Origin of the sequence: Amycolatopsis sp. WQ 127309 (assembly GCF_023023025.1) — a bacterium.
Classification (GTDB): domain Bacteria; phylum Actinomycetota; class Actinomycetes; order Mycobacteriales; family Pseudonocardiaceae; genus Amycolatopsis.
On sequence record NZ_CP095481.1, the window covers coordinates 9,556,285 to 9,575,727 of the forward strand.

General features: G+C 73.2%; 18 protein-coding genes. 11 read left to right on the forward strand and 7 right to left on the reverse strand.

Features of this window, described 5'->3' with window-relative positions:
* Window position 1 precedes the first annotated feature (1 nt).
* Window positions 2-1,792, reverse strand: coding sequence for a gamma-glutamyltransferase (gene ggt / locus MUY22_RS42260; protein ID WP_247052947.1), 1,791 nt, complete (start codon window positions 1,790-1,792; stop codon window positions 2-4).
* Window positions 1,793-2,007: 215 nt separating this feature from the next.
* Here ggt and MUY22_RS42265 point away from each other — a divergent pair, with 215 nt between their 5' ends.
* Together MUY22_RS42265 and MUY22_RS42270 are read left to right on the forward strand one after the other, a co-directional pair.
* A complete protein-coding gene (locus tag MUY22_RS42265; RefSeq protein WP_247052949.1) occupies window positions 2,008-3,585 on the forward strand; it encodes a long-chain-fatty-acid--CoA ligase in 1,578 nt (525 codons plus the stop codon).
* 239 nt (window positions 3,586-3,824) lie between these two features.
* Complete coding sequence (locus MUY22_RS42270; RefSeq protein ID WP_247052951.1) at window positions 3,825-4,811, forward strand: helix-turn-helix domain-containing protein; 987 nt, start codon at window positions 3,825-3,827, stop codon at window positions 4,809-4,811.
* Window positions 4,812-5,039: 228 nt separating this feature from the next.
* On the opposite strand, the gene MUY22_RS42275 is transcribed toward MUY22_RS42270, so the two are convergent.
* The 5 genes from MUY22_RS42275 to MUY22_RS42295 all read right to left on the reverse strand — a co-directional run bounded on the left by MUY22_RS42275 (window position 5,040) and on the right by MUY22_RS42295 (window position 9,025).
* Window positions 5,040-5,768 carry a D-Ala-D-Ala carboxypeptidase family metallohydrolase gene (locus MUY22_RS42275; RefSeq protein WP_247052953.1) on the reverse strand — a complete coding sequence of 243 codons (729 nt, stop codon included), beginning with the start codon at window positions 5,766-5,768 and terminating at the stop codon, window positions 5,040-5,042.
* A gap of 58 nt (window positions 5,769-5,826) precedes the next feature.
* Window positions 5,827-7,146, reverse strand: coding sequence for a GH25 family lysozyme (locus tag MUY22_RS42280; protein WP_247052955.1), 1,320 nt, complete (start codon window positions 7,144-7,146; stop codon window positions 5,827-5,829).
* A 235-nt stretch (window positions 7,147-7,381) separates the two neighbouring features.
* Complete coding sequence (locus tag MUY22_RS42285) at window positions 7,382-7,870, reverse strand: hypothetical protein (protein ID WP_247052957.1); 489 nt, start codon at window positions 7,868-7,870, stop codon at window positions 7,382-7,384.
* Window positions 7,810-8,337: an NAD(+)/NADH kinase gene (locus MUY22_RS42290; RefSeq protein ID WP_247052959.1), complete on the reverse strand. Its 528-nt coding sequence runs from the start codon at window positions 8,335-8,337 to the stop codon at window positions 7,810-7,812. The genes MUY22_RS42285 and MUY22_RS42290 overlap by 61 nt, the downstream gene beginning before the upstream one ends.
* A gap of 40 nt (window positions 8,338-8,377) precedes the next feature.
* Entirely contained in the window at window positions 8,378-9,025 is a 648-nt protein-coding gene (locus MUY22_RS42295; RefSeq protein WP_247052961.1) for a class I SAM-dependent methyltransferase, read from the reverse strand.
* A gap of 134 nt (window positions 9,026-9,159) precedes the next feature.
* On the opposite strand from MUY22_RS42295, the gene MUY22_RS42300 reads away from it, so the two are divergent.
* Window positions 9,160-10,197: an alpha/beta fold hydrolase gene (locus tag MUY22_RS42300; RefSeq protein WP_247052963.1), complete on the forward strand. Its 1,038-nt coding sequence runs from the start codon at window positions 9,160-9,162 to the stop codon at window positions 10,195-10,197.
* Window positions 10,198-10,276: 79 nt separating this feature from the next.
* Window positions 10,277-10,672: an HPF/RaiA family ribosome-associated protein gene (locus MUY22_RS42305; protein WP_247052965.1), complete on the forward strand. Its 396-nt coding sequence runs from the start codon at window positions 10,277-10,279 to the stop codon at window positions 10,670-10,672.
* 120 nt (window positions 10,673-10,792) lie between these two features.
* On the opposite strand, the gene MUY22_RS42310 is transcribed toward MUY22_RS42305, so the two are convergent.
* The gene (locus MUY22_RS42310; protein ID WP_247052968.1) at window positions 10,793-11,200 is read right to left on the reverse strand and encodes a peptidase inhibitor family I36 protein; all 408 of its coding nucleotides are present in this window, start codon (window positions 11,198-11,200) and stop codon (window positions 10,793-10,795) included.
* Between the two features lie 476 nt (window positions 11,201-11,676).
* On the opposite strand from MUY22_RS42310, the gene MUY22_RS42315 reads away from it, so the two are divergent.
* Genes MUY22_RS42315 through MUY22_RS42345 form a run of 7 tightly spaced genes read left to right on the forward strand, consistent with a single transcriptional unit; the run spans window position 11,677 to window position 19,433 of the window.
* A complete protein-coding gene (locus MUY22_RS42315) occupies window positions 11,677-13,245 on the forward strand; it encodes an ABC transporter substrate-binding protein (RefSeq protein WP_247052969.1) in 1,569 nt (522 codons plus the stop codon).
* Window positions 13,242-14,195 (forward strand): ABC transporter permease, encoded by a 954-nt coding sequence (locus tag MUY22_RS42320; RefSeq protein ID WP_247052970.1) that lies wholly within the window; start codon window positions 13,242-13,244, stop codon window positions 14,193-14,195. Before MUY22_RS42315 ends, MUY22_RS42320 begins: the two co-directional genes overlap by 4 nt.
* Window positions 14,192-15,067, forward strand: coding sequence for an ABC transporter permease (locus MUY22_RS42325; protein WP_247052971.1), 876 nt, complete (start codon window positions 14,192-14,194; stop codon window positions 15,065-15,067). The genes MUY22_RS42320 and MUY22_RS42325 overlap by 4 nt, the downstream gene beginning before the upstream one ends.
* A complete protein-coding gene (locus MUY22_RS42330) occupies window positions 15,064-17,070 on the forward strand; it encodes an ABC transporter ATP-binding protein (RefSeq protein ID WP_247052972.1) in 2,007 nt (668 codons plus the stop codon). The genes MUY22_RS42325 and MUY22_RS42330 overlap by 4 nt, the downstream gene beginning before the upstream one ends.
* Entirely contained in the window at window positions 17,067-17,612 is a 546-nt protein-coding gene (locus tag MUY22_RS42335) for an alpha/beta fold hydrolase (RefSeq protein ID WP_247052973.1), read from the forward strand. The genes MUY22_RS42330 and MUY22_RS42335 overlap by 4 nt, the downstream gene beginning before the upstream one ends.
* 1 nt (window position 17,613) lies before the next feature.
* A complete protein-coding gene (locus tag MUY22_RS42340) occupies window positions 17,614-18,636 on the forward strand; it encodes a 2OG-Fe(II) oxygenase family protein (protein ID WP_247052974.1) in 1,023 nt (340 codons plus the stop codon).
* Window positions 18,633-19,433, forward strand: coding sequence for a DUF427 domain-containing protein (locus MUY22_RS42345; protein ID WP_247052975.1), 801 nt, complete (start codon window positions 18,633-18,635; stop codon window positions 19,431-19,433). The genes MUY22_RS42340 and MUY22_RS42345 overlap by 4 nt, the downstream gene beginning before the upstream one ends.
* The last annotated feature ends 10 nt before the right edge of the window (window positions 19,434-19,443 follow it).

The window sequence follows — 19,443 nt, forward strand, 5'->3', positions numbered from 1 at the left end:
CTCACCGGCGGGAGACGACCGCCGCGGACGTGCCACCGTCACGGCGCGCCGGTTCGCCCGCCGCGAGGACCCGGCCGTGGGGCAGGAACTCCAGCCCGGCCGCGACGCCGATGGCACCGACGTCGGTGAAGCTTTGGCCGAGTGCCTCGAGCCCCGCCGTGGTCGGCTGCGCGATGAACGCCGGTTCGGCGTCCGTCGTCGCCGCGTTGCGCTGGGACGCGCGGGGGGCGGCGATCGCCTGCGGCAGGCTCATGCCCAGGTCGATGCGGTTGACGAGGATCTGCAGGACGGTCGTGATGATCGTCGCGCCGCCCGGGGAGCCGACGGCGAGGAACGGCTTGCCGTCGCGCAGCACGATGCTCGGGGACATGCTCGAACGCGGCCGCTTGCCGGCCGCCGGGAGGTTCGGGTCGGGGGCGGTGCCCTGGGTGGGCGCGAAGTTGAAGTCGGTCAGCTCGTTGTTGAGCACGAACCCGCGGCCGGGCACGGTGATGCCGCTGCCGGCCTGCTGCTCGATCGTGTTCGTGTAGGACACGACGTTGCCCTGCTTGTCGGTGACGACGAAGTGGTTGGTGTGGTTCTCGTTGCCGCCGGCCGACGCCGCCGGGACGGTCTTGCAGCCCTGCGGGTGATAGGGGTCGCCCGGCGCGACGGGGCTCTGCCCGGCCCGGGCCGGATCGATCTTGCACGCCCGGGTCGCCGCGAACGACCGCGACAGCAGCTGCCGCTGGGGGACGTCGACGTAACGCGCGTCGCCGATGTAGCGGTTGCGGTCGGCGAAGGCGAGCCGGCCGGCCTCCAGGTAGTGGTGCAGGGCCTGGACGGTGGACATCTTGCCGAGGTCGAAGTTCTGCAGGATGTTGAGCGACTCGCCGACGGTGATGCCGCCGCTGGAGGACGGGGCCATGCTGTAGACGTCGTAGCCGCGGTAGTTCACGTGCGTCGGCGCGGCGTCGAGCGCCCGGTAGGCGCGCAGGTCCGACAGCTGCATCGGGCCGGGGATCGGCTTGATGGTGGCGTTCTTCGCCAGCGGCAGGTGCTGGACGGTGTTCACCAGGTCCCGGCCGACCGGACCGCCGTAGAACGCGCCGATGCCTTCGCGGCCGATCTGCCGGTAGGTGGCGGCGAGGTCGGGGTTGCGGAAGACCGAGCCGGCGGCCGGTGCCTTGCCGCCCGGCAGGAACAGCTTCGCGCTCGAGCTGAACTGGCCCAGCTTGGCCGCTTCCTCGGTGGTCTGGTTCGAGAAGGCCGGGTCGACGACGAACCCGCGGTCCGCCACCTGTTCCGCGGGACGCAGGTTGTCCGCCAGGCTGAACCGGCCCCACTTGTCCAGCGCCCGCTGCCACGTCGCGAGCATGCCGGGCACCCCGACGGACCGGCCGCTCTCGACGGCGGTTTCGAACGGGTACGGCTGACCGGTGGCCGGGTCGATGAACATCTTCGGGCCGTCGGCGGCGGGGGTGGCCTCGCGGCCGTCGATCGTGGAGATCTTCTTCGTGTGGGCGTCGTAGTAGACGAAATAACCCCCGCCGCCGAGCCCGGCGACGTAGGGGTCGGTGACCCCGAGGGTGGCGGCCACGGCGACGGCGGCGTCGGCCGCGGTACCGCCCCGGCGCAGGACGTCGATCCCGGCCTGGGTGGACTCGGGGGTGTTGGAGACGACCGCCCCGCCGGACCCCACGGCCACCGGCTGTTTCGATGGCTGGGGCCGGGCCTGACCGGGCGCCGCGGCCCCGGTCAGCACCAGGGTGGTGACGACGCCGACCGTGAGGACTGATCGGACTGTGCGCATGAGCGTCCCTTCTCCGGGACGAGTGACCACCGCCCTGGTGACCACGCTGCCCGGAAGCACCACCGCAGGTCTAACACCGGTGCGGGGGAAAGAAAATGGGCTTGAGGAAGACTTGGTGTTTCCCGGAGTACCCGGCGGCGGTGGACCCCGCACCGGTCACCGTGGTAGAAGTAGAACCTGTTTCACTTTGATCACCGGTGCCTGGAGGTGCGCGGATGGGCGTCCCGACCGTGACCGAACTGCTGCTGGCCCGCGCCGCCGACGAGCGTCCGGGCCTGCGGTTCGAGGACGAGACGTACACCTGGGCCGAGCACGTCCGGGCCTCCGCCTGCCGCGCCACCGACCTCCGGGCGACGCTGGACCGGGACAAACCGCCCCATGTCGGCATTCTGGCCGACAACGTACCGGCGTTCTCCGTCCTCCTGGGCGCCTGCGCGTTCGCCGGGGCGGTGCTGGTCGGGCTCAACCCCACCCGCCGCGGTGAAGCCCTCGCGCGCGACATCCGGCTCGCCGACTGCCAGTTCGTGGTCACCGAGCGGAAGTACCGGCCGCTGCTGGCGGGACTGGACCTCGGCGGGATCGGCGTGCGGGACCTGGAGTCGTGGCCGTCCGCGGACACGCCGCTCGATCCCGTCCCCGCCTCCGCGGACGACCTGCTCATGCTGATCTTCACCTCCGGCACCAGCGGCGACCCGAAGGCGGTGCGCTGCACCCACGGCAAGATCGCGTTTCCCGGTGCGATGCTCGCCCAGCGCTTCGGACTGTCCACAACGGACACGGTCTACGTCACGATGCCGATGTTCCACTCCAACGCCATCATGGCCGGCTGGGCGGTCGGGCTCGCGGCGGGTGCGGGCATCGCGCTGCGCCGCCGGTTCTCCGCGTCCGGCTTCCTGCCCGACGTGCGGAAGTTCGGCGCGACCTACGCCAGCTACGTGGGCAAGCCCCTGTCCTACGTCCTCGCCACCCCGCCACGGCCGGACGACGCGGACAACCCCCTGCGTCTCGTCTACGGCAACGAAGGCGCGAGCGCCGACCTGGCCGCGTTCGAGAACCGCTTCGGCTGCAAGGTCGTCGACGCGTTCGGCTCCACCGAGGGCGGCGTGGGCTTCGCCCGCACCGACGACACCCCGGCCGGCTCCCTCGGCCGGCCGGCCGAGGACGTCGCGATCGTGCACCCGCACACCGGCCGGCCGTGCCCACCGGCCGAGTTCGACGCCGACGGCCGGCTGACCAACGCCGGGGACGCCGTCGGCGAACTCGTCAACACCACCGGCGCCGGCTGGTTCGCCGGGTACTACCGCGACCCCGGAGCCGACGCGGAGCGGCTGCGCGGCGGCCGGTTCCACACCGGCGACCTCGCCTACGCCGACGCCGCCGGGTTCTGCTTCTTCGCCGGGCGGCTGGGCGACTGGCTCCGCGTCGACGGGGAGAACCTCGGCACCGCGCCGATCGAGCGCATCCTGCTGCGGCACCCCGCGATCACCGACGCCGCGGTCTACGCGGTGCCCGACCCGGTGACCGGGGACCAGGTGATGGCCGCCATCGTCCTCGGCGACCCGCCCCTGGATCCCGCCGAGTTCGGCCGTTTCCTCGCCGGCCAGCCCGATCTCGGGCCCAAGCAGGTGCCGCGGTACGTGCGCACGGTCCGGGAGCTGCCGCGGACGTCGACGTTCAAGGTCGTCAAGCGGCAGCTGTCCGCCGAGGGCCTGACCGGGCCCGACGTCATCTGGGAGCGTGCCGGGCGGGACATCGCCTACACCGCACTGTCCACTGTGGACAATCCCGTGTGACGTCAGCCGACGTGCAGGGTGGCCGGGTCGGCCACTCACCGCCGGGCGGCCGCCGCTGCCGGCGGGGACGGGTCACCGAGGGGCGTGAGCCGGGAACGTGACGTCCGGTGCGGTGGCGGTGGTGACCACCACATGGCCGGACCGTGAGCCGCCGAGTGGCCCAATCCGTGAATTTCCGCCCGGCTTCCGGCGGGACGGTGCTAGCTTCCGTCCGTCATTCGCCCGAGCGAGGTGTACCAGTGACCGTGACCGTGCACGTGGACAAGTTCGCTGCCTACCTGCGCATGTTGAAGGACCGCAGCGGGCAGGGCTACGAACGGCTCGGCCGGCGGGCCGGCGCCAGCGGCTCCAGCCTGCACCGGTACTGCTCGGGCCAGAGCGTGCCCGCCGACTACCGCGTGGTCCACTCGTTCGCCAAGGTCTGCGGCGCGTCCGCGGAGGAACTGCGCGAGCTGCACCAGCTGTGGGCCCTGGCCGACGCCGGCCGGGCCGAGGAGGGGCACGCCGAGGCGCCGGTCGTCCCCGCGACCGCGCCGCCGACCCCCGGTGTGGACGTCACGCCGCGACGCAGACGCGGGTACGCGGCCCTGGCCATCGCGATCATGATCCTGCTGGCGGGCGGCCTGGTCTGGGTCACCGCCGACGGGTCCGAGCCGCCCGGCCGGTACGCCGACCGGGTGCTGTTCTCCCCGGCCTGTCAGCCGCCGGTGAGCATGGGCCAGCACGACGAGTGCGTCACCGAGGTGCAGAACCTGCTGGTCGCGGCCCAGGGGCGGCTCTCGGTCGACGGCTCGTTCGGCCCGGAGACGCTGCGCCGGGTCACCGCGTTCCAGGTCATGGCCGGCCTGCCCGCGCGCGGCGTCGTCGACGAGGCCACCAAGAACGCGCTGTACGACCGCCGGACCAGCCTGGCGGCCTGGCCGGGGCCGGTGGTGGAGCAGCGGATCCGGGCCGTGTTCACCGAGGCGCCGGACACCGCGGTCGCGATCGCCCGCTGCGCCTCGTTCCTCGATCCGCTGTGGGTGCTGCCGAACACGAACGGCAGCCGCAACTGGGGGATCTTCCAGATCTCCGACGCCCGCCTGCTGGACCTGGGCGGCACGCCGCGGCAGGCGTTCGACCCGGTCTGGAACATCGACGCGGCGCACCGCCTGTGGAGCGCGCACCACGACTTCCGCGACTGGCCCTCCTGCTCGGCGGCCCTCCAGGACCCGCGGTCGCACTGAGCGCGGGCGCCGGACCGCACGTCGGTTCAAGCGCTCGTCACGCCCCTCCCGGAACGGCCGGCACACCGCCCGGAGTGGCCGTTCTCGTTCTTGCCGAGCCGCTCGGGTCTACGACTTGCCGGGACCCTGTGGAGGGCCGGGGGCGCGGGCTCGGCGGCACAGTCCGGGGATCCTGGCGCCGGAAACCCCCGGGGAGAGGGGTTTCCGGCGCCAGACCCCCAGCGCCGGTCAGACCGTCCCGTTCTCCCACCACCACGCGCGGCCGAGGTCGGCCCGGCTGTCCACGTGCTGGTGGTCGGTGTTGTAGGTCTCCAGGCCGGAGAACCCGCTGGTCTCGGCCTTCTGGTAGACGGTCTTGTTGGCCACGCCCGGCACGTCCAGGTCGGCCGCGGTGCCGTACATGTGCATGCTGTCGCTGGCCCCGCCGATCTCGGCGTTGTGCGCGATGCTGCGGAACCCGGAGTTCACCGTGATCGGCTTGTTCCCGAGCTTCTTGCGCACCGCCTCCAGCTTGTACATGCAGCGGCGGGCGTTCTCCTTGGCGGTGGCCGCGCTGACCTTGCCGCCGTTGAAGGTGCCGCTCACCCGGTCGGTGAACTCGCTGAAGTTGAAGTGCGCGGTGGACCCGTCGCTCTGCTCCAGCGCGTTGAGCGCGCTCTGGGTGGCCGGGCCGGCCTCACCGTCCGCGCCCAGGCCGTAGGCGGCCTGGAACCGGCGGACCGCCGCGGCCGTGCCGGGGCCGAACTCGCCGTCGATCGAGACCCGGCTGTGGCTCGCCGAGTCGGCCGCCCAGCCCGCCACCCGGATCTGCAGTTCGGTGACGTCGGCGCCGGTGCTGCCCTCGGCCAGGGTGCGGGACCACGGGTACGCCTGGGCGATGCCCGGCAGCAGGAGCGGGCTGACCGCGACGGCGGTGCCGATCACCGCCGCGCTGCGCAGCAGCGTGCGACGGCTCATGGGGAGACTCATTCTCGTCCTTTCCTAGCGGGATTTCGGGCGGGATTTCGGGCGGGATTCAGCGGTTGGCGAGCTGGTCGAGATCGGCCTGGGTGCCGTTGAAGACGTCCCCGGTCGCCGGCGCGGGGATGCCGTCGGGGATGGCCGCGTCGGTGTACTGCCACATCAGCCAGGTGCTCGACCCGGCGGGCAGCGCCGGCTGCGTGACGGACTGGCGGTAGTCGGCGAGCTGCATCGGATAGGCCGCGAACGCCGTGGTGCCGCCCAGGCAGGCGTCCAGGAACGACTTCTGGGTGTAGATGATCGGGGTCCGGCCGAACGCCGCCTGGACCTTGTCCAGCCACGCCTTCGCGTCGGCGACGGTGACGTACGGCGGGCAGCCGCCGGAGCCGTCGTCCTTCCACTCCAGGTCGAACACGGGCGGCAGGTCACCGGCGCGCTTGCCGGTGTACCCGGTGGCCCGCACCGCGGCGATGAACCGGTCCGCCTGCGCGCCGCCGGTGCCGGCCGTGGTGCCCGTGTAGAAGTGGTACGGCCCCACGGCCAGGCCGGCGGTGCGGGCGGCGGGCAGGTCCGTGGCCAGGTACTCGTCCGTGGTGTTCAGGCCGCGGGTCGCCTTGACGGTCGCGAACTCGACACCGGACGCCTTCACCGCGGCCCAGTTGATCGGCGCGCCGCCGGGGTGCTGGTACTTCGCCGTGTCGACGCCGTCGATCGGGCGCCCGGCGGGCTTCGGCGGCACGCAGTAGGCGTTGCGGCTGGACCAGTCGGCCACCTTCGCCCACGTGGTGGGCCCGGCGACGCCGTCGGCACTGGCGTTGACGCAGTGCTGGAACTGGATCACCCGGTTGCGGGTGCCGTCACCGAAGTTGCCGTCCACCGTCAGCGGCGGGTAGTGCCCCGGCTCCATGGCGAGGTTCAGCCGGCACTGGAGCTCCTTGACGTCCGTGCCGGTGGAACCACTCTGCAGGGTCGGGCGGGCTGTGGAAAGGCCGCACACCACGCTCTGCGCGGCGTCCGCCGTGCCCTGGGTGGCGCACTTCTTCGGCCGCGCGGCCCACGAGTTCAGCGCGGTCCAGGTGTTCGGCCCGATCTGGCCGTCCACGCTCAGCGCGGCGCACCGCTGGAACACGCGCACCCGGGCGTCGGTGGCCGCGCCGAAGGAGCCGTCCGCGCCGATGGGCGTGTACTTGCTCGCCTTGGTCGCCAGGTTCAGTTCGCACTGCGCCTCGGCGACCTCGGTGCCGGTCGACCCTTGCCGCAGGGTCGGCTGGGCGGTGGTGTGCCCGCACACCGCAACGGGTTCGGCCGCGACTGTGGCAGCGGCCGCGGCGGGGAACACCAGCAGCACCGCGACGACCAGAGCGAGTCTTTGCATGGCGAGCAGGCTGGCAGTGCCCGCCCCCGCCGGTCGCGGTCAGCGACCGACTCGGGACGCCGGGACAGTCCCACCCCACCGGACCAGCGGGAACGCCACCCCCGTGGGACACCGCTGGGACGCCGTCCCGGCGCCGGCAGTCCAGGCCGGCCCGGATCACGGTGCCGGTCGGCAGCGGATCGGCGTCGGCGCGGCGGGCCGGCGATGACGTTCCGAGCCGGGCGGCGAGGTCGGTTCAGTGCTCCGGCAGCTGACGGCGTTCGCGCAGGCGGGCCAGGTCCTCGCGCATGTCCGTGGGCAGGAGCTCGGCCATCTGCTCGGGACGCAGCGGCAGGTCGAGGAGGCTGAGCTTGACCCGGCTGCGCCGGGCGTGGCGACCGGGGTCCAGGCGCACGACCTGGGCCGCGTCCGGGCGCAGGGTCGCCGTCAGCGGGGTGGCGGGCTCGAGCGGCCGCCAGGCGTTCCCGTCGACGCGCAGCACCGGCGGTGCACTGCGGGTCGTTCCACGCAGCGTGACGACGTCGCGGGCCGGCAGCACGATCGAGCGGCTGACGCCCGACATCGACGCGACCGGGGTCACCGCGAGCACCTCCGCCGCCGGGGAGATCACCGGTCCGCCGGCGGCGTAGTTGTAGGCGGTGGAGCCGGTCGGGGTGCTCAGGATCAGGGCGTCACAGCGGTAGTACCCGAACTGCGCCCCGTCGACCAGCAGGTCGACCTCCACCGTCGCGCCGGGCTCGGCCCCGCCGACGACGACGTCGTTGAACGCGACCGCGGCCGCGTCGCCCTCTTCCAGCGCGATGCAGCTGTGCGGCTGTGCGGCTCGACTTCGAAGTCCCCGGCGTGCACCCGCTCGATCGCGCCGGCCAGCTCGGCCGGCGCGATCTCGACCAGGAACCCGACGTTGCCGTAGTTCACCCCGAGCACCGGCACCGGCCGCTCGACGGCCAGCCGCATGGCGCCCAGCATCGTGCCGTCCCCACCCAGGCTGACGACGGCGTCCACCCCGGCCGCGAACCCCTCGTCGGACACCACCGCCACCCCGGCCCCGACCTGCGCGGCGTCGGTCTCCCGCACCACCAGTTCGACCCCGTGCCGCTCGGCGAACGAGACCAGCACGTCGACCGAGTCGCGCACCGGCTTCCGCGGGTGCGCCACCACGCCGACGCGGGTGATCCCGAAATCTGCCATGGAGATCATTCTGGCCGCTCGGTGCCGGGAACGCCGGTCGTCACCGGGCCGGCGTCGCCGTCCCGATGATCAGCGGGTGCACCACCGAAGGCATCCCCCGCCAGCGCGCCGTGCTCAGGTCCTCGATGTCGAACCGCTGCTTGATGAGCGCGACGGTGTCGCGGTCGCACCGGCAGCCCTGCGCGAACGCCGCCCACGGCCCCGCCAAGCGCGTCTGCCGCCGCGCCAGTTTCGGGTCCTCGGCGCGCACGTGCTCGAGGAACAGCAGCCGCCCACCCGGCCGCAGCACCCGCACGAGCTCGGCCAGCACCCGATCGACGTCGGGCACCGTGCAGAGGACCAGTGTCGACACGACCGTGTCGACACTGGCGTCCGCCATCGGCAGCGCGTCGGCAGCGGCCCGCACCGGCCGCATCCCGGCGTGGCCCCGCACGCGCTTCTCGAGCCGCCGGTACATCGCCGGGACGGGCTCGCTCAGCACGACCTCCGCCGCCGGCGGGTAGTGCCGGACGTTGAGCCCGGTCCCCGCCCCGATCTCGACCACCCGTCCGTGCACCCGTCGCAGCAGCTCCGCGCGCCGGCCGGCCAGGCCCAGCCGCTCCCCCCGGCGCAGGAACGGGTCGTACAGCACCGCCCCGAACCGTTCCTCGAACCCGTCCCGTGCCCCCACGTCGTCCCCTCCGGCCATCGTTCCTCCTCCGCAGCACTCGATGCGACGCAGCACACCAGCCGCCGCCCGCCCACCGCATCACCCGCTCGTGCCATTCCGGGTGCTGGCCGGAACGGGCCACGCCGGCGCGTGGACCGGCCTAAGCTGGGGAAATGCCGGAGCAAGACCAAGCCGTGCGGTTCACCGGTGGCCCGGACGATCGCCCGGTCGCCTGGGCCACCACCGGCGCGGGCCCGCCCCTCGTCGTCGGCAGCTGGTGGTGCGGGCACCTCGAGCTGGACTGGCGGAACCCGCTGTTCCGGCGGTTCAGCGGGCTGCTCGGCGACCAGTTCACGCTCGTGCGCTACGACCGGCCCGGCGTCGGCATGTCCGACCCCGCCGGGCCGCTGGTCACCTCACTCGCCGACGAGGTGGCCGCGCTGAGCGCCGTCGTCGACGCGGCCGGGGAGAAGGTGACCCTGTTCGGCGGGTCGTCCGGAGGCTGCGCCGCGATGGCGTACGCGGCGGCCCACCCGGACCGCGTGGAGCGGCTCGTCCTCTACGGCAGCTACGCCCGCGGCACCGAGATCGCCACGGCGGACGCGCGGGACTCCCTGGTGGCGCTCGTCGGCCGGCACTGGGGCGTGGGCTCCCGGGTCTTCGCCGACCTGTTCCTGCCGACCGCGAGCCCGGCGGAACGCGACGAGTTCGTCCGCTTCCAGCGCGCCGGCCTGACGGCGGAGACGGCGGAGCGCTCGCTCGCGGCGGTGTACGCGTTCGACGTCCGGGACCGGCTGGCCACGATCACGGTGCCGACCCTCGTCCTGCACCGCCGCGACGACCGCGCGATCCCGTTCGCACTGGGCCAGGACGTCGCCGCCCGCATCCCGGGCGCCACCTTCGTCCCGCTCGACGGCACCGACCACCTGCCCTGGCGCGGGGACGTGGAAGCGCTGGTCCGCCCCGTGCGGGAGTTCCTCGGCGCCGGCCGGCGCGCCCGCCGGGCCGGCTCACCGCGTCACGAGCTCTCCGACCGCGAACTCGACGTGCTGCGCCTGGTCGCGCAGGGGTTGAGCGACCAGGAGATCGCCCGCCGGCTCGGCATCAGCGCCCACACGGCGCACCGCCACGTGTCGAACATCCGCGGCAAGCTGGGCGTGACGTCCCGGGCGGCGGCCGCCGCGCACGCCGCCACGGCCGGGTTGCTCTGACCTGCACCGGAGGCCACCGGGTTTGAGCGGGCCGCCCTCGTGGTACTGCCACGAAATCATCGTTGTCCCGCTTTGGAGGGTGCTCGTGCAGATCCAGGTCAACACCGACCACAACGTCCACGGTGGCGAAGGACTGGCCACCTTCGTGACCACCGACCTGGAGACCAGCCTCTCCCGGTTCGACGGCTGGTTGACCCGGGTGGAGGTGCACCTCAGCGAGGACGGCGGCAGCAAGCCGGAAGACAAGAAGTGCGTGATCGAGGCCCGCCCCGGCGGCAAGCAGCCGGTCGCGGTCACCCACCACGCCACCACCGTGGACGACGCGTACGCCGGCGCGGCGCACAAGCTGGGCAAGGTGCTGGACTCCCGCTACACCAAGGCGCACGACCACAAGGGCGCCGAGAGCATCCGGCACATGCCCGCACCGGACGACCTCGAGCAGGTCGGCACGATCGAAGACGCTCCGCGGGACTGAACACCTTCTTCAAGCGATAAGTGAAAGAGTCCGGATCGCCGTCGGCCACGCGCCGGCGGCGATCACGGTGTCACCCTTCGCGGGCCCGGCCACCAAGGTCCGGACGCGAATTGGGTTGTTCTAGTTGGCGATGAACTTGTGCGAGGTGTCCCGGTTGTTGATGTTGAGCGACTGCCCGACGCTCAGGGCGAAGTGAGTGTCGGCGAAGTAGAGGAAGATGGTGTGGCCGGTGGTGTTGTTCTTCGCCGAGGCCGCGTCGTTCCAGACACACTTGCCCTTGCCGAGACCGGCGCCCTTGAAGTCGTAGCAGGTCGGCTGAGTGCGCCCGTAGTCGGCGACAGAGCCGTTGAAGTCGGACACCGAGCCGGTCTCGCCGTTCCCGTAGTACAAGCAGAACTCCCCCGGCTCGCAGTGCCCGTTGCGAGGCGTCGACACCGCCGAGGCGGTGGTGGCCATCGCCATCACCATGGCGATGGTTCCGCCGATGGCCAGCGACGTCCGGACGAGAGTCTTCCTGATGGTGCCCATGCCGATTCCCTTTCCCGGTCCGGTCGATGACGTGGCACCTCTTGCGTGCCACGGCACTGACCGTCTTGCGACGATGCCCGCGGTCCGGGCACCCGCACGGTCACGTTTCACGCCGGTGAACCGTTGAGGCGGTGAAGCCTGCTTCACCCGATCGGACGCCGTCTTCCTGCCGCGACTTGCTGTGCGTGCCCCTGAGCTGAGCGCCCCCGTCGAGCCGGCCCGGCTTCTCCCCCATGGCCCGGTCGCCGGTACCGGTACGCCCAGAGGGCCCAATCTCCGTGCCGTTTCTCCGGCAATCCCGGTGCTGCTCCCAGATGCTGAACGGCCGCTTCCCTCTCTTGGCAGCGGCGACAGCGCCGTGCGAGTATCGATCCGTCGCACCCGCCGGCCGTCCGGCCCAGACGCATTTGTTGCTGTCACACCCTTTTCCCGAATGATCGGTGACGTCCCCGTCGCCTTCGACAAGGACGTCCACCATGATCGAAAGCGCTTTCTCACGCCGGACGCTGCTGCGTGGCACCGGCGGCATCGGCCTCGCCGCGCTGCTCGCCGCGTGCGGCGTGGACGCCGGGCCCACCGCCGGGCCCGCGGGCGGGCCGCCGAAACCCGGTGGCACGCTGCGGGTCGGCACGCCGGCGCCGCCGACCGCCGTCGATCCCGTGACGATGTACGACGGCTCGGCGATCGCGATCGTGCAGCTCGTCGCGGACTACCTGATCTGGCTGGAGAACGACTTCAGCTTGACGCCGCGGCTGGCCGAGAAGTGGGCCGCGGAAGACGGCACCAAGCGGTGGGTCTTCACCCTGCGCGCGGGCGTCACCTTCTCCGACGGCACACCGCTGGACGCCACCGCGGTGAAGGCGTCGTTCGACCGGCTGCTCGACCCGGCCCAGGACTCCGCCGCGCTGGCCGCGTTCAAGTCCGTGCTCAGCGCGGGCGGAGTGTCCACAAGGGACGCTTCAACGGTCGTGTTCACGCTGGACCGGGCGTTCTCCGACTTCCCGTTCCTGGTCTCGGCGGGCAACTACAACGCCGTGATCCTCAAGGCGGACTACGCGGGCGCGTTCACCGACCACGCGATCGGCACCGGCCCGTTCCTGCTCGGCCGCTACGACCCGTCCACCGGCGCCACCTTCACCCGGAACCCGAAGTACTGGCAGCCCGGGAAACCGTACCTCGACGGCGTCGAGATCAAGTTCTACGCCGACGCCCAGGCCGAGCAGCTCGCGCTGGGCAGCGGCGAGATCGACGCGCTGGTCATCACCGACCCGTCGATCATCCAGGAGACCGGCGACGTCGTGCTCGACAAGGTCCCCGGCACCGCGATGACCGCGCTGACCCTGCGGGTGGACCAGGCGCCGTTCGACCGCAAGGAAGTCCGCCAGGCGATCGCCTACGCCCTCGACCGGCCCGCGCTCAACGAGGTGGTCGACGCGGGCATCGCGCAGCTGGGCAACGACCACCTGTACGCCCCGCTGTTCGCGGCCGGTCCGAAGGACATCCCGCAGCGGGTGAAGGACCCGGCCAAGGTCAAGGAGCTGCTCGCCGCGGCCGGCGTCGGGAAGCTCACCTTCCCGCTGTCGTTCGACCCGCCGAGCAAGAACTTCGCGCTGGCGGTGCAGGACCAGCTCCGCCAGGCCGGCATCGACGTCACCCTCGACCAGCAGACGTCGAAGGCGTTCTACGGCGGCGACCAGGCCAAGGACACGCCGTGGCTGTTCACGCCGGCCAACCTCGTCGGCTGGGCCGGGCGCCCGGCCCCGAGCCAGTTCGTGCGGCCCATGGTCACCTCCGACGGCGTGTGGAACGGCGCCAAGTACCGCAATCCCCAGCTCGACGCGGCGCTCGTCGCCTACGACAGCGCCACGTCCGACGACGAGCGCAAGCGGCAGGCGAAGATCATCGCCGACGTCCTGCACGAGGACGTCCCGGTGGTGCTCGCCCTGTGGAACGGCGCCGTCCGGGCCTACAACAAGACCCGCTTCACCGGGATCAAGGCGCATCCGTCGTCCTTTGTGGACTTCAGCGCGGTGTCCCAGGCGTGACGGGACTGCTGCTGCGCCGCGCCGTCGCCATCCCGGTGACGCTGTTCGTGGTGTCCCTGCTGGTGTTCCTCGCCACCGAGGTCCTGCCCGGCGACGTGGCGCGGACGGTGCTGGGCCGCGAGGCGAGCGAGGCTTCGGTGGCCCGGCTGCGCGGGTCGCTCGGGCTCGACCAGCCGTTGCTCGACCGGTTCCTGCGGTGGGCGGGGAACTTCGTGCGCGGCGACTGGGGCACGTCGCTCACGCTGCACGTCCCGGTGCGCGACCTGGTGTTCGACCGGCTCGGCAGCTCCCTGCTGCTGGCCGGGTTCGCGTTCGTGCTGCTCGTGCCGGTCGCGCTGGCCGCCGGGGTGCTCAGCGGCCTGCACCACGACCGGCCGCTGGACCGGGTGCTGAGCGGGCTGGGCCTGGTGTTCGGCGCGATCCCGGAGTTCGTCACCGGCGTGGTGCTGCTCGTCGTGTTCGCGGTGAACGTCCGCTGGTTCCCCGCGTCCGCGCAGACGCCGCCGGGCGCGGGCCTGGTGCTGCGGCTGGAGCACCTGGTGCTGCCCGCGCTGTCGCTGGTGCTGCTGTGCACCGGGTACGTCGCCCGGCACGTCCGCGCCGGCACCGTGTCCGTGGTGGACGGCACCTACGTGCGGGCGGCCGAGCTGCGCGGATCGACGCGGTGGCAGGTCGTCCGGCGGCACGTGCTGCGCAACGCGACCGTGCCCGCGGTCAGCGCGCTCGGCGTGCAGGCCCAGTTCCTGCTCGGCGGCCTCGTCGCGGTGGAACTGCTGTTCAACTACCCGGGGGCGGGCGCGCTGCTGCTGACGTCGGCGCTGGACAAGGACCTGCCCACCCTGCAGGCCACCGCGGTGGTGCTGGGCCTGTGCTACGTGCTGATCATGACCGCGGTCGACCTCGTCTACCGGCTGCTCGACCCCCGGATCCGCCGCGGGGTGATCGCGTGAGCGCCCTCCGGCAGGCGACGCCCCCGGTCGCGCTCGTCACCGCCGTCGCGCTCCCGCCGGGCCGGCGTCGCAAGCGGGTCCCGATCGTGCTCGCGCTCGGGCTCCTGCTCGTGCTCGGCTGGGTCGTCGTCGCCGTGTTCTGGCCGCAGCTGGCGCCGCAGGACCCGCAGCTGCAGCACCCGGCGCACCGGCTGGCCGCCCCGGGCGGGGCGAACCTGCTCGGCACCGACCAGTTCGGCCGCGACACCTTCTCCCGCGTACTGGCCGGCGCCCGGCCGGTGCTGCGGATCGCCCCGGTCGCCACGCTCCTCGCCGTCGTCGCCGGGACCGCGATCGGCCTGCTCGCCGGCACCTACGGCCGCTGGGTCGACGGCGTGATCATGCGCGTGCTGGACGCCGTGCTGGTGTTCCCGTCGATCATCGCGAGCGTCCTGTTCGTCGCCCTGCTCGGGCACTCCGCCACGGTGCTGGTGCTCGTCATCGGCATCTCGTTCGTCCCGATCGTCGCCCGGAGCGTGCGTGCGGCCACCCTGGTGGAGCGGGCCAAGCCCTACGTCGACGCGGCCCGGCTGCGCGGTGAGCCGGGCTGGTCGCTGATGCTGCGCGAGATCCTGCCCAACGTCGCCCGGACCGTGCTGGTCGAGGCGACGTCCCGGCTCGGCGACGCGGTGTTCGCCGTGGCCACCCTCGCTTTCCTCGGCCTGGGCCAGGAACCCGGTTCGCCGGACTGGGGCACCTCGGTCTCCGACAACCGCGCGTGGCTGCCGACCGCGCCGTGGACCGTGCTGGCCCCGGCGCTGGCCATCGCCTCCCTCGTCGTCGGCGTGGCGCTGGTCGCCGACGACCTGCGCGCCCGGTTCGAGGCGGCATGAGCGCCGGGCTGGTCGTCGAGAACCTCGGGGTCGCCTACCGGACGGCCGCGGGCGAGGTGCGCGCGGTGGACGACGTGTCCCTGACCGTCGCGAAAGGACGGATGCTGGGCATCGTCGGGGAGTCCGGGTCCGGCAAGACCACGATCGCCCGCGCGCTCGGCGGGCACCTCCCGGCCGGTGGCCGGATCGTGTCGGGGCGGATCACGGCGGGCGGGGTCGACGTGCTCGGGCTGTCCCGCCGCGACCTGCGGACCTGGCGCCGCCGGGACCTGGCGTTCGTGCACCAGGAGGCCGGCGGCGCGCTGGACCCGACCATGCGGGTGGGTGCCCAGCTGGCCGAAGCGCTGGCGCTGCAGGACGTTCCCCGGCCCGGCCGGCGGGAGCGGGCGGCCGGGCTGCTCGACCGCGTGCGGCTGCCCGCGTCGGTGGCGCGGCGCTACCCGCACGAGCTGTCCGGCGGGCAGCAGCAGCGGGTGGTCATCGCCGCGGCGCTGGCGAAGCAGCCGAAGCTGCTGGTGCTGGACGAGCCGACGACGGGGCTGGACGCGTCCGTCGAGTGGGAGATCCTCACCCTGCTCGACCGGCTGCGCCGCGAGCTGGCCGTGACGGTCGTCCTGATCAGCCACGACTTGGACCTGGTCGGCCGGCTCTGCGACGACATCGCCGTGCTCTACGCCGGCCGCGGCAGCGAGTTCGGCCCCGCCGACGCCGTCTTGCGCGGGCCCGCGCACCCGTACACCGCCGCGTTGCTGGCGTGCGCGCCCGAGGTGGGTGTCCCCCGCTCGGTCCGGCGGCTCGCCGCGATCCCCGGCGCGCCGGCCACGGCCGCCGACGGGTTCTCGGGCTGCCGCTTCGCCACGCGCTGCGCGTTCGCCGACGACCTGTGCCGCACCACCGAACCCGGCGTCACGGAGTTCGCGCCGGGCCGGACGGTGCGCTGCCACCACGCCGAGCGGCTCGCCCCGCTCCCGGTCCGCCCGGACGCGTCTTTCACCAGGAAAGTGCCGCCTCAAGGCCCTCTGGACGCATCTTTCCTGGCGAAAGTGACGTCCCCGGGCGCGCCGGACGGGAGCCGGCTCGGCGTGGACGGCCTCACCGCCGGTTACGGCGGCCGGCCCGTGGTCCGCGACGTGACGTTCGAGATCCGCCCGGCCGAGGTCTTCGGCCTGGTCGGCGAGTCCGGCAGCGGGAAGACCACGCTCGCCCGGACGATCGCCGGGCTGGGCCCGGGCGCCGGCGCCGGCACGATGACGTTGTCCGGCGCGGACCTGCCCGCGTCGCTCGGCCGGCGCCGGTCCGGGCTCCGGCGGCGGGTCCAGATGGTCTTCCAGCAGCCGGAAGCCACCCTGAACCCGGCCCAGCGCGTCGGCACCGTCCTGCGCCGCGCGATCCGGACGCTCGGGGGCACCGGCACCGCGCGGGAGCTCGCCGAGCGCGTCCAGCTCGGCCCGGACCTGCTCACCGCCCGCACGACCGCGCTGTCGGGCGGCCAGCAGCAGCGGGTGGCCATCGCCCGCGCCTTCGCCGGCCGGCCGGACCTGGTGATCTGCGACGAGCCCGTGTCCGCGCTCGACGTCAGCGTGCAGGCCGGGGTGCTGGAACTGCTGGCGCGGCAACGGGAAACCACCGATACGTCGGTCCTGTTCATCTCGCACGACCTCGCCGTGGTCGGCTACCTCGCCGACCGCGTCGGCGTGCTCTACCGCGGCCGCCTGGTGGAGACCGGCCGCACCGCCGACGTCCTCGCCGGGCCGCACCACCCCTACACGGACCTGCTCGTCACCGCCGCCCACCGCGCCGAGGTCACCGAAGCGCCGCGGCGCGCGGACACCGGCGCCGGGTGCGTGTTCGCCGCGGGCTGCCCGCACCACCTGGGGCCGCTCTGCGACGACGAACCACCGCCGGCCCGCGACCTCGGGAACGGCCACGACGTCCGCTGCCACCTGCCCGCCGACCGCCTGCCCCAGTCCCGTCCGCTCGCCGCCGAGAAGGAGCCTCGATGACCGACACCCGGATCCAGCCCGAAAACGAGTTCGCCGAGGTGACCGCCGAGGCGCCCGCGCAGGTGGTGAACCGGCGCTGGGTCACCGTGACGGCCGGGATCAACGTCAGCGGGGTGCTCTGGGGCGCCGGGCCGGCGGCGCTGGTGCTCCTGCCCGCCCCGGGCGCCGACGCCCGGTCCCTCGACCGCGTCGCCCTGGCGCTCGGCGAGCCGGTGGTGGTCATCGACCCGCCGGGCACCGGCCGCTCCGGCGGCAGCGCGGGCACCCCCAAGCGGGCCGCCAGGGACATCGTCGAGGCCGTGGCGTCGTTCGCGCCCCGCGCCCGGGTGATCGCCGGCATCGGCGCCGGCGGCGTCATCGCGCTCGCGGTGGCGCTCCGGCGCGCGGAGCTGGGCACCGTCGTGCTTGCCGGCACCGAACCCGGCGACGACGTCACCGCGCTGCGCGAGCAGCTGCCCGGCACCACGATCACCGAACTCGCTGCCCCCGGGGATCCCGGCGCGTTCGCCGCCGCCCTCACCACCGTCCGGAAGGGAAACTGAGATGAGCGCACCGGAAATCACCCTGATCGACGTCGCCGCGGCCGAAGCGGGCGACACCGCCGAACTGGCCCGGCTGCGCACCGCCGGGACCGAGCTGGGCATCATCCAGGTCGTCAACCACGGCGTCCCGCAGGACCTCGTGGACGACTTCCACAACCGGGTCGCCGCGCTGCTCGCGCTGCCCCGCGCCGAGAAGATCGGGCTGGCCAGCCCGACCGGGCACCCGTACCGCGGCTGGCGGCAGTGGCCGGACGACTTCGGCCGCCTCGAGCTCGAGCGGTTCAGCATCGGCCGGTACGACAGCCCCGCCGACGCCGAGTCGGCCGGGCTGCCCGCCGAGTACACCGGCGAGTTCGCCCACCCGAACGTGTGGCCCGAGCAGGATCCCGGCTTCCGCGACGTCACCCTCGCCTACCACGACGCCGCCACCGGCCTCGCCGGCCGCGTGCTCCGGCTCTACGCCCGCGCGCTCGAGGTCGACCCGGACGTCTTCCCGGTGGCCGCGACCCCGCACCACACGACCTTCACGGTCAACAACTACCCGACCTGGACCCACGACGATTCGTCCACAGAGGACGGCGAGAAGCTGTTGCTGCTGGAGCACGCGGACGGGTCCGCGCTGACCGTGCTGCACCAGCGCGGCGACTACGAAGGCCTGCAGGGCCAGCGGGTCGACGGAACCTGGCTGCCCGTCCCGATCGTGCCCGGCGCGCTGCAGGTGTTCACCGGGTCGCTGCTGTCCCGGTGGACCAACGGGGTGCTGCGCGCGGGCCGCCACCGCGTCGTCGCCGGCGGCACGGTGACCCGGCTGTCCAGCGGCGTGTTCTGGCACCCGCGGGTGGACACGGTCGTCGAGCCGCTGGCGCCGTTCGTCGTCGGCGACGAGGAGCCGGAGTACGACCCGTTCCTGCTCTGGGACTCGGTCAAGTCCGGTGTCGAGGAGTACCTCTCGGTGTTCGGCCGGCCCGAGCAGGTCGCCGCCTGGCGCGAAGGCCGGCCCTACGTGGCGGCCGTGACCGAATGAGCGACCTCGCGGCATCCCGGCGCCACCCGGTTCCGGCGGGCGAGCTGACCTACGAACCGGGCGAGCGCCGGGTGCGCGGGGTGATCGGCGAGACCACGGTCGTCGACAGCACGCACCCGGTGCTGGTCTGGGAGCCGGGCCGGCCGGTGCCGCTGTACGCGTTCCCGGCCGGCGACGTCCGGACCGACCTGCTCACCCCGGGTGCCGCCGGGCGCGACCGGCCGGGCGTGCGCACCTGGTACGACCTGACCCTCGACGGGCGGCGGTTCCCCGCGCTCGCCTGGGACTACGACGTTTCCGGCGAGGTGCCCGAGCTGGCCGGGCACCTCGCGCTCGACTGGTTCGGCCGCACCTCGCCGGGCGTCGAGCACTGGTACGAAGAGGAAGAGGAGATCTTCGTCCACCCCCGTGACCCGTACAAGCGCGTCGACGCCCTGCCCGGCTCGCGGTGGGTGCGCGTCTCGATCGGCGGCGTGGTCGTCGCCGAGACCCGGCGGCCGGTCCTGCTGTTCGAGACGCGCCTGCCGATCCGCTACTACATCCCACCCGAGGACGTCCACTTCGACCGGCTGACGCCGGTTCCGCTGCAGACGTCGTGCCCGTACAAGGGAACCGCCCGCTATTGGTCCACTCCGGACGCGCCGAACGCGGCGTGGGCCTACCCGGCCCCGATCCCGGCCGCCGGGCCGATCAAGGACCACGTCGCGTTCTACAACGAGATCGTCGACATCGAGGTGGACGGCGAGCTGCTCGAACGGCCGGTGACGCCGTTCACCAGCCGCCTCGCAGCCGGGTGAGCCCGGGGTC